The sequence below is a fragment of the Campylobacter lari genome (assembly GCF_004357905.1).
GTDB lineage: Bacteria > Campylobacterota > Campylobacteria > Campylobacterales > Campylobacteraceae > Campylobacter_D > Campylobacter_D lari_D.
In genome coordinates this window covers 216425-230319 of sequence record NZ_SMTT01000001.1, presented here as the reverse complement: position 1 = coordinate 230319, position 13895 = coordinate 216425, and the positions used below count along the sequence as shown (strand labels likewise).

Annotated in this window: 8 protein-coding genes and 1 tRNA gene; 6 read left to right on the top strand and 3 right to left on the bottom strand. The window is 27.1% G+C overall.

Features of this window, described 5'->3' with window-relative positions; genetic code table 11:
* Positions 1 to 11: 11 nt before the first annotated feature.
* Positions 12 to 2513 (bottom strand): YhdP family protein, encoded by a 2502-nt coding sequence (locus tag E2O22_RS01140; protein ID WP_133318851.1) that lies wholly within the window; start codon positions 2511 to 2513, stop codon positions 12 to 14.
* Here E2O22_RS01140 and mltG point away from each other — a divergent pair.
* Entirely contained in the window at positions 2500 to 3453 is a 954-nt protein-coding gene (gene mltG, locus E2O22_RS01135; protein WP_133318850.1) for an endolytic transglycosylase MltG, read from the top strand. The genes E2O22_RS01140 and mltG overlap by 14 nt on opposite strands.
* On the opposite strand, the gene E2O22_RS01130 is transcribed toward mltG, so the two are convergent.
* Complete coding sequence (locus E2O22_RS01130; protein ID WP_412175107.1) at positions 3454 to 5982, bottom strand: DNA translocase FtsK; 2529 nt, start codon at positions 5980 to 5982, stop codon at positions 3454 to 3456.
* Between the two features lie 353 nt (positions 5983 to 6335).
* Positions 6336 to 8558, bottom strand: coding sequence for a flagellar hook-associated protein FlgL (flgL, locus tag E2O22_RS01125; RefSeq protein ID WP_133318848.1), 2223 nt, complete (start codon positions 8556 to 8558; stop codon positions 6336 to 6338).
* A gap of 159 nt (positions 8559 to 8717) precedes the next feature.
* On the opposite strand from flgL, the gene E2O22_RS01120 reads away from it, so the two are divergent.
* From E2O22_RS01120 to E2O22_RS01100, 5 genes are all read left to right on the top strand, one after another.
* Positions 8718 to 8804: transfer RNA gene (locus tag E2O22_RS01120), tRNA-Leu, on the top strand.
* A 71-nt stretch (positions 8805 to 8875) separates the two neighbouring features.
* Positions 8876 to 9253, top strand: coding sequence for a hypothetical protein (locus tag E2O22_RS01115; protein WP_133318847.1), 378 nt, complete (start codon positions 8876 to 8878; stop codon positions 9251 to 9253).
* Positions 9229 to 12615, top strand: a complete 3387-nt coding sequence (locus tag E2O22_RS01110) for a hypothetical protein (RefSeq protein ID WP_133318846.1) — start codon at positions 9229 to 9231, stop codon at positions 12613 to 12615. The genes E2O22_RS01115 and E2O22_RS01110 overlap by 25 nt, the downstream gene beginning before the upstream one ends.
* Before the next feature lie 56 nt (positions 12616 to 12671).
* Complete coding sequence (locus tag E2O22_RS01105; RefSeq protein WP_133318845.1) at positions 12672 to 12965, top strand: hypothetical protein; 294 nt, start codon at positions 12672 to 12674, stop codon at positions 12963 to 12965.
* A gap of 28 nt (positions 12966 to 12993) precedes the next feature.
* A complete protein-coding gene (locus E2O22_RS01100) occupies positions 12994 to 13872 on the top strand; it encodes an ankyrin repeat domain-containing protein (protein ID WP_133318844.1) in 879 nt (292 codons plus the stop codon).
* The last annotated feature ends 23 nt before the right edge of the window (positions 13873 to 13895 follow it).

Sequence of the window (13895 nt, the reverse complement as noted above, 5' to 3'; positions counted from 1 at the left end):
CCTTTGTGGTATTATTTAACTAAATTTGTCGGTAATTCAAAAATATTTTTTATCAAATGATAAGGAAGTTGCAAACTTTGTGCGATAAGTTGAGTTTTAAACTCGGGATTATCAATTGTTCCACCTAGTTTAATTTGTGTGCTAATTTGCCTGTCTTTGCCTAATATAATTTGATTGATAATTGGAACTTTAGAAATAACCGAACTAGCTGATTTTAGCGTTCTAAGCTCTAATAAACCATCCACTTGACTACTTCTTAAATTGATTTTAGCTTGACCTAAAATATCTGCACTATCACCATTAAAATTTAGCGCATCTATTTCAAAAAGATCTTTTTTGCGATTAAAACTTATACCAGCATTTTCTACACTAAAACCTTTTTCATTAAAAGTTGGGGCTTTAAATAAAATCAAACTAGGTATTGTATCAATAAAACTTAAGAGTTGCTGATGAAATTTTAAATCTTTTAAATAAGTATCTTTAAATAAAAATTTGCCTTTAAAAAAATCAGTACTATTACCATCTACATAAAGATTAAACTCGCCTTTTTCAAAAACATTTTGACGCATAAAAGTATTCAGAAAATCATCATCCATTTTTAAAGCTCTAATTTGCATTTGATTTTCTTTAAGCAAAAGCTCAAATTTAGACTCATTTCTATTAGCCCAAGCTTTTATATAGTCTTTTTTGATTTTAGCATTAAATTGATCAAAATCTAAAGTTTTGTTAAAATCTTTTAAGATCAAATCTATATTTTTAGCACTGATATTGTAATTTGAATTTTCAAGATTATCTAGTGTATTTTCTGTATCTTGTTCTGAAAATAATAAATTAACATTATTTAAAGTAATGTTAATATCATCATTGTCTTTTTGTGCAAAAACACTACCACTTGCGCTAGTTAAATTAAAATCTTCTCCCTTTATTTTTATACTAAAACTATCATACTCATAAGGATTATTATCCTTATAGAGTAAAAATGATTCAAAAGTGGTATTATTTATATCTACATCAAAATCTTTAAAATTTAAAGTGTCTAATGACAACTCTCCATCATGCACATTATTTTTTTGCATTAATTTAGAATAAGTCTTATACTTTGCAAGCTTAGCAACATAAACAGACATACCTTGATCAAAATTTAGAGTCGTAGTAAGCTCTTTATTATATAAACTGATATTTTTATCATAGTTAAGATCTAAATCAAGAAATTTATTTTCCATTTTTAAGCTATCTTGTGGTAATTTTAAATTTGTTATAAAGGTCTTAAAATCACCTTTTTTTTGCTTTAAATCAATACTTGCATTAAAATCACCGCTGATTAATTCACTTTGTACGCTTGCATTTTTAATCTCTAATTTATCTTTTTGTAAATCAATATTTGCTTGTATGATTTTAAAGTCACTTATATTTATATTAGAATTTACAATATCAAAATTTCCTTTATATGAAATTCTTTCAGGATGTTCAAAAGGAATTTTCAAAACTAAATCAGTCTTTGTAATACCATTGTTTTGTAAAAATGGTAATTTTATATCATACAAACGCAAAATTTTATTCACTCTATAATCAGCTCTAGCATTGTCACTTTTTATGCGTATATAAATTCCTGCTTTTTCATTTAGCATATTGTCTATATAAATTTGACTTTGATTGAGATTGTAATTGTTAAAATATAATTTATCATAGATAAATTCTAGTTTTTGTTTATTAAATTCAAGCCTTACAAAAGGACTAATGATAGGATCTATACCTTTATCTAAAACCACCTTCAAGTTATTTACATAACCTTTAGCACTAATATCATTCAAATAATATCTATGTTTTCCAAAATCTGCAAAGCCATTTAATTTCTCTATAAAATAAAAATCAGCCTTTACCTTACCGCCCACCCAAAGAGCAAGATTAGAAGGCAAATGCACTCCATTTTCCACTAAAATATCAAAAATTTTTGAAATATTATTTGAGCTTGTATTTTCTAATTCATAAGCAATTTCTTCTCTTTTAAGTGAGAATTTGACATCACTTTTTAAAAAATCACTATCAATTTCTCCTTTAAAAGTATAAAATTTTGTCTTAGGATTGATAACTAAAGAGCCAACTACACTAAGGTTATGATCTTTTAAAAGAAAATTATCAATATTAGCTTGTATATTTTTATCACTAATTTTTAAATTGACTTTTACTAAAAGATTTTTACTGTTTACAAAAAATAGATTATTTTTATAAATTAATTCCACGGGATAGTTATTAACAAAAATTTCATCTATATTGATTTCTTGAAAAAACCAATAAATATATTTTACATCTTTGATAAGTTGTACAGCTTTACTCGCACTAGTTTCATTTTGAGTGTTTTGATTTTGAGAATTTACTATAACTTTTTTTGCATTTAAAATGAGTTTTTTATCTAATTTAATATATAATTTCTCCAAATTAATAGAAGAAATTTCTAATTTTTCTATGTAAATTCCATTTTTGAGGTAAACAAACAAAACAATGAAAAGTATCATAGGTAATGCTAAAAATTTAAGAATTTTTTTAATATGTTGTGATTTGATTTTAATTTTTCTTTTATCCATTTTTTATTATCTACTTTTACCTATAAAAACAAACTCTGTAGTTTTTATACCACAAGGTTCTGTTAGTAAGATTATAACGCAATTAGATAAAAATAACTATAAAATGAGCAATATTGACAAATATACTTTATATTTTTTAGGCCATCCACAATCTGGCTGGATAAATATAGGCACAAAAGAACTAAATAGAGCTGAATTTTTACATAAGCTTACCGTCGCTAAAGCAGCACTTGAAACTATTACTTTAATTCCTGGGGAAACGACTGAAATTTTCTTTGAAGAATTAGCACCAAAGTTAAATTTAAATGCCAAAACCTTAATGCAAGAATTTTACAAACAAAGCCCTTTTAAAGAAGGTATGCTTTTCCCCGAAACTTATAAAATTCCAAAAGGCATTACAGAAGAGCTTTTAGTAAAATATCTTTTGGCTTACTCTGCAAGTGAATTTAAAAAACTTTCTTATAAAATTTTTAGAGAATACAATGAAAAAAAATGGCATGAATATATCATCATTGCTTCTATTATACAAAAAGAAGCAGCGAGTAATGAAGAAATGCCTATAGTTTCATCTGTGATTAGAAATCGCTTAAGAAAAGGCATGAAGCTTCAAATGGATGGGACATTAAATTATGGAAAATACTCTCATGAAAAAATCACTCCACAAAGAATAAGATCAGATAATAGTTCTTACAATACTTATAAATTTAATGGCATACCAAAAGAAGCTGTGTGTAATGTTTCATTTGAAGCTATTAAGGCAGCTATTTTTCCTGCTAAAACAGAATATTTATACTTTGTAAGAGATAAAAAAACCAATAAGCATATTTTTACCTCTACTTTAAAAGATCATAATAAGGCAATAAGAAATTGATTATAAAATTTCTCTTTGACCTTTTGCATCAGGTTCGCTTAAAACACCTGTTTGTGAAAGTTGTTCTATGATATTTGCTGCGCGGTTGTAGCCTATTTTTAAGCGTCTTTGCAAATAAGAAATACTAGTTTTTCTATCTTCTAAGATTACAGCCTTTGCTTCTTCATAAAGTTCATCTAAATCTCCATCATCAAATTCACTTCTTTTATAGGCTCCATCTTGACTATCATCTTTTAAAAAGCTCTCATCATATTCTACTACTTGTTGAGCTTTTAAAAACTCTACAATATTTTCGATTTCATTTTCACTTGCAAAAGGTGCGTGCAAACGCACTAAACCACTCATACCAGGAGGGGTAAATAAACAATCTCCACGCCCTAACAAACTTTCAGCACCCATAGAATCTAAAATAACCTTAGAGTCTATCTTTTGCCCTACTTTATAAGAAATTCTACTTGGTAAATTTGCTTTTACAACACCGGTAACAACATCTACTGAAGGGCGTTGTGTGGCTACGATTAAGTGAATTCCGCTTGCTCTTGCCATTTGTGCTAAACGACCTATATAAAACTCTACATCCTTACCTGCTGTCATCATTAAATCAGCCAACTCATCGATAATCACTACAATAAATGGTAAAATTTCTCCACCTTGTTCTTTGATCTTTTCATTGTAATTTTCTATATTTTTAGTTTTTGCTTCAGCCATCAAGCGATATCTGCGTTCCATTTCAGCCACCATATTTGATAAAGCATTTACCGCCTTTTTAGGATCAGTAATTACCGGTGTAAGTAAATGTGGAATATCATTATAAATACTAAATTCAAGCATTTTAGGATCTATCATCATAAGTCTTAAGGTTTTTGGCGAATTTCTATAAAGCAAAGATAAAAGCATAGAATTTATACCCACACTTTTACCACTTCCTGTAGTTCCTGCTATTAAAAGATGAGGAAGCTTTTTAAGATCTGTGATGAAAGGATCGCCTACTATATCTTTACCTAAAGCTATAGTTAAAGGTGAGCTAGAATTTTTAAATACCTCACTTTCTAAAATTTCTCTTAAGTAAATCGTATCGATTTTTTCATTTGGAACTTCAATTCCCACTACATCTTTACCTGGGATTGGAGCTTGAATTCTTATAGTTTGAGCTTTTAAAGCCATAGCCAAATCATCTTGTAATGATAAAATTTTACTTACTTTAACATCTGCTGCTGGGCGAAATTCAAAAGTAGTTACAACAGGACCCGTGTAAGTTCTAACTACATCGCCACCTATTTTAAAGCGTCTTAATTTTTCCAATAAATCATAAATTTTTCTATCTATTTCTTCTTCATTTATCTCGCTTTTACCTTCTTTTGGCATAGTTAAAAAATCTAAGGGTGGTAAAGAAAAATCTTTTGGTTTTTCAAAATTTCCAAAATCAAGATCTTTCAACAAGGCTTTGTTTTCACTCACTTCATTAGTGATAGAATGGTGTGTTTTATTTTCTATTACTTCTATTATAGGCTCTTGGGTAATCTCAAATGGAATTTTTTCTTCTTTAACTTCATTTTGTGCTTCTTCTACTACAAAAGGATTTTCATAGTTTCTTTTACTTCTTAGCTCTTCTATACTAATAGGCTTGGCAAAATCATCTTCACTAAAATCAAGTTCTTTTACTTCATTTTGTGGAATAAAATCTTCATCTTTAAATTCTTTTACCCCTAAAAAGCTAGTTTTATCTTGAATTTTTTTAAACTCAGCTTCTTTTTGTGCTTCTATAGCATTTAATTCTTCAATTTTTTTAAAATCCTCATTAAGCTCTTCTAAGATTTTTTCTTTTTGTAAGGCTTTATATTCTTCTAGCAATTTAGCTTTTTGTAGCATTTGCTCACGCTCTTTAAGCTCTTTGGCAAACAAAGAATTTTCTTCTATCACCTCTTCTTTGTTTTCGTTTAAATCCATATTGCGTCTTTTATAGCTTGGTTCATCTAAATTTTTACTTTTTAAAGTTTGAGTATAAATATCTTCACTTTTATTTTTGTATTTTAATAAATACTCTTCAGGGGTCATTTCATCTTCCTTTATATTTATTTGACTAGCTTTTTGAGCAAAACTTGCAATAGGCTCTGAAAGCTCATGAATATAACTTGAACCTAGCTTTTTATCCTCTTCACTAATCACAACCTCTTCTAATTCTTGATTTTTTAAATCTTCAAGATTAAATTTTTTATTCTCTTGGATTTCTTTTTTTGGTAGCTCTTTTTCCTTGATAAGTTCTTCTGTTTTATCTTTAATTAAAAGCTCTTGTTTGAGCTTTTCTTGCTCTTCTTTAGTTTCATTTTCATACTTATCGCCACCAAAAAAGCCAAAAATTTTATTTTTAATTAAAGTTTCAAGTTTTAAATAAAAATCAAAATCAAGCTCTATTTTAAATACCTCTTTGATAATTTGCGGAAAAGAAATACTAAAAGCAAAAGCTAAAAGCAAAATCACCAAGATTAAACTTCCTATTTTTCCAAAAAGTCCATCTAAGATTACAAACATAGCAGAGGCTATATAGCCTTTATCTTGCAAGAACGCTGAAGCAAAAATAAGTGAGGCAAAAATACAAGCAAAAACAGCCACACTAAATCTACGCTCTATAAGTTCAAAATTATAGTTATTTTTATACAAAAGATAATTAAACCAAAAAAAGACAAAAGGGTAAAATTTAGTCAATGATCCAAATAAAAAATAACTAAGTTTTGCCAAGGAATACCCTATAATACTTACTAAAGCTTGATCGGGTATCAAAGCACTTAAGCAAAAATAAAAAATAAAAATATTAGAAATAACAAAAATAGCTTCTTTTTTTATAATATATCCTTTATAAAGAAAAAAGCTATTATATCAAAAAATTATAAGTAGTTTAATAAACTAATTTGAGAAATTTTAGAAGTAGCCGAAAGCATAGCTTGATAAGATACCATAGTTTGCATAAACTGCATATAAGTTTGCCCATAATCAGCATCAGTTACACCGCTTTTAATAGAAGCTACATTGATATTTAAAAAAGTCATTCTTTTATTTGTCTCTTCTATATTATTAGTGTAAGCTCCTATGGTTGTTTGCATTTTTCTAACATGATCTTGCAAATGATCTATTCTTTCTAAAGCCCCTTGTAAACCTGTATTTCTAGGATCACTTCCTTCTGAATCAGCCCTCATACTGCCATTTAAAACAGCATCTATCATCTCATCTAAGTCTTTAATCAAATCAACATTTGGATCATCAATAGTTAAAGAATTGTTTGCACTAAATACAAAACCTGATCCATTTACAGAAGTACCTGCTGGAGGAAAACCGCTATTTGAATTTGAATCTTTAATAGTAAGACCTATATTAGTGTTACTTGAAAATTTATCAGTAATACTTATACGACCTTTATAGTCCATACTAACTTCAACAAAACCTTTAGAATCAGCTATATCTTGTTGGATAGTTTGAAAATCATTATTATTAATAGTTCCGTTTGCATTTGGAGTAATAGTTGCTGTGGGAACATTATCACTTGCAAACATACCGATAATATCATTTAACTGGCCATAAGTAATATCTTCAGGTCTTGTTTGCATACCCACTGCATTACCTGTATTTTCATTATATTGAGAGTGAGTAATAGGAAAACTTATGGTTTGACCCGGATTATTTGGATCAGGATAACTTACAGTAGAATTTTCTAAATCAATAGTTACATTATATTTTTGACCACTTCTAGAAGTGATTTCCATTTGGAGTTGTTGACCTTGCATGCTTCCATTGGCATTTGCTACAACTTCACTTAACTTTGTACTATCAGTAGCATATTCACTTGTACCTTTAATCACTTGAGAAACATTGCCAAAAACAGTATTTCCATCTTTTTCAAAAGGCACATCATAACTAGCCCCATTAGTTTTATCACCATTGATGTTACTTTTAATAAAATCTGTTTTGTGCAAGTCTACAGTAAATTGTTTACCATCTAATTCAATCGTAACGGGACTTTTAGTATCATTCAGATTTCCACCATGCGCTGCTTGCATAATACGATTGGTTACTTCTGCCATAGAAATACCTTCAGCATCCGCAGCCTGTTTTAAATCTTTAATAAGTTGCTCATCTTGAAGCTGTGGAGTTAAAGCAACAGCATGAAAATCTAAAGAGCTACTTCCTTCTTTTAAGCTCTTTATTTCTATCTGCCCGCTATCATTTAATGCTACCTTAACAACCTCATTTCCCTCTGTATTTCCATATAATCTTCCAATATTTTTTAATACATCTTCAATTTTTGCATCAGGATCTATATCTAAAGTAGCTTTAAAACTTGTTCCATCAGGTCTAACACCTTGAATATACATAGCTGAATGCGGGAAAGGAAGTTTATCATCATAGCTATCTTGAAAATTTTTATCTGGATCAAGTTTTCCATTTTGAACATAGTTTTGGCCTATTAAATGTGAAAATTTAGATTCTCCGGTTAAAAATTCTTTTTTGTCCGGATAACGAGCATCAGTAAAAGAAACATTTGTTGAAATAATTTTATTGATATTTGAATCAGGCTTAAAAAATAAATCCCATCCAGGTATATTATAAGGAATTTGGGTGCCAGCGCCACTTACTACAAAAATATTATCTTTATTCCCAGTATAATTTCCATAATTATCAAAAGGTTTATTTGCACTATTTGATCCTGCAAAGAGATATTGCCCATTGATACTAGTATTAGCAATATTTACAATAGAATCTCTTACAAGTTTGAGTTCTTTTGCTATAGCCTCTCTTGATTCTTGAGAATTACCATCACTTGCAGCTTTTGTGAGTAATGTTTTAAATTTTTCTAAAAGTTCTGTGATATTTTTCAAGGCAGTATCTGTGTTTTTTGCTAGCTCCATAGCAGATTGAGTTCCTTGAACTATTTGACCTATGTTTGCCATCTCATATTCTAATCTTGAGCCATTAATATAAACATTTGCATTTTCCCAAGAATGCTGAATAAGCTGACCTGTTTGTAGCTGCAAATTATATTTATTAAGCAAAGACTGACCATCTGTGTAGTTTTGTATAGAAGTGTAGTAATTATACTGATTGCTAATTCTCATTATTTTGCTCCGCAAATAAATTTTTTAATTATTTACAAGCAAAAAAAGTTCCAAATTTTAATAATATTTAAATTTTTTTATATAAAATATTTTATATTGTTTTAATTTTTTTTTAGTATAATCCCATATTCTATTTAATTATTTTAAAACTTTCAAAAAGCCCGAGTGGTGAAACTGGTAGACGCGCTAGACTCAAAATCTGGTAAGGGCAACCTTGTGTCGGTTCGAGTCCGACCTCGGGCACCATTTGCTTTAGTTTTAAACTTATACTAGCTAAAATATACCATTTACAAAAAAACTTCTATAAAAGGTTTATGTTGAATTACACATTGACAAAAAAAGATAAAATATTTTATTATGAATTAAATTTGAAAAATCAAAACTTTTTTGATACTTTTTTAAAAATAATGGAAAATAGTATTTTTAAAGTAGAAAAAATTCAAGAAAATAATTTTATCGTAAGTGGAGGTAAATTTACTTGGATTTATGAAAATGGTAAAAATATCATAATAACAGAATCTGCCTTTGAGATAATTGCAAATTTTATTCTAGATGATTTTTTTAATCTTTACCGCCAAACTCAAACAGATAATGAAACAACAAATGAAACCAAAGACGTAACCGAAGAAAACTATACACCTAAAATGCAAGATTTCATGGATCAATTTAGTTGTTTTATATTCCTCAAACTTTAGATGCAAAATCTTTAAAAATCAATACACAAGATATGTTTGAATTTGCAAAACAAATGAATGCTATGAGAGATTATTATGAAGATGAATTTGAACAAAGTGGCAAAATGGATTCAGAGCAAAAAGCTTTAAAAAATTATCAAGAAAAAATTATACAAAAAGCCTTAAGAGATGTCTTAGATATCACTCAAGAAGAATTTGAAAAACTCTCTTTAAGTGATACAAAAAAAGCACAAGATTTTATCGATGATGCTTTGGAGATTGAACTTTTAAAATATACTGATATATTTATCAATCATAAATTAGATGATGATATTTTCACATGTATAATTAAACCTTTACTTGAAGAAGAAACAAAAAATCAAATAGGTTTTATACAATCTAAATCTTTTAATAACATCAATTCTAAAGAATATTTTTTCAATTTAATAAAAGCTGGTGCAAAAGTGACATTCAAGCAAGCTCAAAAAAGTATGATAATGCAAAATTTTTATTATTCTTTACAAGCACAGCTTTGCGAAATTTATAATCAAAATAATCAAAATTACAAATTAGAAGACGAAGAAATAAATAAATTTATAGAATCTTTACCTAACTATATAATTTTTAACAAAATAAACATAGCTTTGCAAATATCTCAAGTAACACAAGGAAAAGAGCGTATTAACCAACTTGATGATATTGAATGTTTATATGATGAGTGGCAAAAAGAAGAATGTATAGAACTTTTTATGTTAAATTATACCTATAGTCCTCCAAAACTTTTAGCTTATGAAAGAATTGATGCAAACTTAAATGATGAAGAGATAAAAAATAAAGAACAAGAACTCATAAGAGCGAAAAAATTTAATTTTAATGCCATAAAAGCTTACAAAATTAAAAAAAGAAATGATTTTTCTAAACAGATCTTAGAAGAGTTAGCTCCTTCACAAAAACACGAATATACTATAAATTTAAATTCTATTGAAGAAAAATACATAAAAGAAATTTTAAATTTAGATGAAAATGTAAATATTACAAATTTTCACATAAATACTATCAATTCTTTATTTAATAAAATTATCCGAAAACTTTGTGGTAATTTTTTAGCATTAGATGATGTTTTAGAACAAAGCAAAATACACGATTTAATTCACAATGATTTTATCGAAATTTTAATGCAAAAAAGTGTTAGTAAAAAAACTTTGAAAAATATAAATATTTGTGTTTTTGAACCTATTTTTAGTACTAAAGAATACGATTTTTATTGTAATTTAGAAGATGAACAAAAACAAAATTTTGCCTTAAAAATAGATCAAAATTTTTTCAAGACTTTATTAAAATGTGGAGTAAGTATCACTCAAAAACACCTAAAAAAACTACAAACCTTGAAAGAATTTTATACCTTAATGCATAAATTAAATCTTGAAAATTTTAATCAAAATTTAAATTATTACGAAAATCAAATATACTACACAAAAGACCATATCAAAATTCAATTAAAAAATTTAAATAAAATCACAAATTTTCAAGAATTTTTAAATAAAAATACAAATTTTATAGCTTTAAATCAAATTTTAGATATTTTAAGTCAAATAAAAGATTTATCTTCGTATGAAAAAGAAGAATTTTTACAAAATTATGATTTTAAAGATTGGCAGCATACTGATGGTGAAATTTTTGTATATGATAGACAATACATTAATGAAAACTCCATAGGTTTTTTAAAAGCAAATAAAGAATTTCAAGAACCAAAAATACGCTTACTAGGTTTTACACAAATTAAACCAAACAATAGCATAGAAAGTCAAGCAGAAGAAATATTTGATTATTTAATGCTAGGAGAATCTCTTTTTGATTTAGATAATATATTAAATTTCTTAAATATCATTAAACACAAAGAATATTGCTATGCCTTAAAAGCTAATATAACCTATGGATTAACATACAGACGAATGATAAATTTAAAAGAATTAGCAAATTATCTAAAAACAGAAGAAATTAAAAATATTATATTTATCCAAAATGACGATGAGTGCTTTAACTCCTTAAGTAAAGCTTTGAAAATATTAAATTTAAAAGCAAATTTTGATTTTAAATTAGATTTAGATAATAATTTGCAAATTTTCATACTAGAAAATGAAGAGAATAAAAATTTAAAATCAGCTATTATGTTTGGAGATACCACAGAGGAAGAATATATTTTAGATTTTATAGAAAAAGAGCAGTTTAACCAAAACTCTCTTCCTTTACTTTTTGATTTAAATTTTAGACAAAATGGCAATGGAGGAATAGCTTTAAATTCTATTTTTTATCAAGGTTGTTGCTATTTGGAAGACAACTATACTAAAGTTGATAAATACATAGGTAGTTTTGATTTTTTTCAATGTAATTGTTTTTTAAAATATTTTAAAAATGATTTAAAAAAGATCATTATATCCTATATAGATAGAAGCGAAGAAGAGGATTTTAACATTGACGAAAATATAGAATTTAAATCTAATTTTGATAAAAAATTCTTTGACTATGTTTATTCTTATAAAAATTCTTACAATAATCTTTTTATATGTGAAAAAAATAATATACTTTATATTATGTTTTGTATAGATATGTATCAATCAAATTTAGAAGATAATTTTACATGCATGAGCTCTTTTATAAATAAACATTTTCCACTAAGTGTAAAGGAAGTTAAATTTTACTCACGAAGTCCTTATGAAAAATTTGGACTAGAAACATTTTATATACAAGAACAAATACAACTAGAAAAATTACAAAACATTAAACAAACAAATGAAAATTTTATTTCATTGCAAAGCATCAAAATGGCTAAAGAATTTTATGATACATTAAAACCTTTTGATGGTTTAAATGCTCTAAAAATTTATAATGAATTTAAAAAAATTTGCCTAACACCAGTGAATTTTTTAGAAAATACAGATAAAGATTGTGTAGATTTTTTTATAGATATTGATATTTCACACAATAGACCATTTATAGATGAATATTATATTTGTTTCAAATTTGAGAAAGATTTTTACACTTTTTTTAAAGATGAAAATCTAAGTAGATGGGTTTTAACGATAACTTTTAGTCTATCATATGATGAGTATCTTGAGCAAAACAAATCTTACTCAAGCAATGATAACAATGGAGAATTTATTAAATATGCAAATTTGAAAGAAGTAGATGATATGGAAAATCTAGAAATCAACTATGAAGAGCAACAAATAAGATGTGAAAAAATCTTTGACTTTATAGAAACAAATCCACTCTTTAAGAAATTTTTCAATAAAAACAATCCTAGGAATTTTAAATTACGATTTGCTACTTATGCTGAACAAATTGATGAAATAGTTTGGATTAATAACACTTGGATTAAATAAAGAAAGGAAAAAATAAAAACACTAAAAAATTGAAAACCAACAACATAGGAAAAATTATGGATTTTAATACCGATATTTTAGAAAGCTTAGATGATTTCAAAGCATTTTTAGACACAAAACCTAGTAAAGAACTCCTAGAAGCAGTAAAAAATCATATAGATGATTTTATGGAAGGTGCATATAATAATTTAGATCCAGAAAACTACGAAGTTGCTTTTGAAGAAGATACTGGCATACCTTATGATGAAGTAAGTGAAGATGAATTTATGGATTGGTTTATTAAAAATGTACTTTATCATGATGATTTAAGTGAGATTTATAAAATACTAAAATCACTTGTTAAAGATTAAAACCCAATTTACAAAGAAAGGAAAAACAATGAAAACATTAGAAGAAATATTATCTTTAGAAGAAGATGTAGATAAATATGTAAAAAACTTATGTTTAGAATTTTATGATCTTGTAGAGGCTAACAAACTTGAAGAAGTTAAAGAATTTTTAAAAGATTATCCTGTGCCTGAAATATTTTTTGAAAAATGCTATACACCTTATTGGGATAGTGAAAACAAAAGAGCTATTATCGATCCTGTTATCGCTTTAGCTTGTGCAGGAATTGCTTATGATAAAAGTAAAAGTTTTGAAATGATGGAGTATTTTGAAAATTTAGGACTTAAAGCCAATGAAGTGTGCTTTGGATACAATGCACTTAGTAGGTATATTGATAGAGATGGAAAAAATAAAGAAGTAATAGAGTATTTTTTTAAAAAAGGATGCACATTTGAAACTTATAATGAAGAAAGTGGCAGCACTCCTTTACATGAATGGATATTATGCGGCGAAGAAGTGAAGTATTTAGAAGAAGCTTTAAAACTAGGAGCAAATCCTAATATGAGAGCTATTAAAACAGAAAGTGAATTTAGCTTTACTAATACAGGAGAAACCCTTTTGCATAGAGCTGCAGAATCTGATGAGAAACCTATAGGAGCTTGTGTGGAAGTGCTAATCAAATATGGAGCTGATGTAAATGCGGCTAATTGTTGTATAAGTGATATTGAAGATGGGAAAATTGAATATTATGATCCTGCTACTCCATTAGATAGAGCTAACACCTATGATATAAGCAAAAACATAAAAATCTTAAAAAAAGCAGGAGCTAAGACTTGGGAGGAATTGGTTGAAGAATACAATATCGATACAAGCTTAGAAGAACCAGAACAAATTAAAATGTATGAAGAAAGAAGAAAGGATAAAAAATAAGATTAATAAGGTAAAGAACAAAA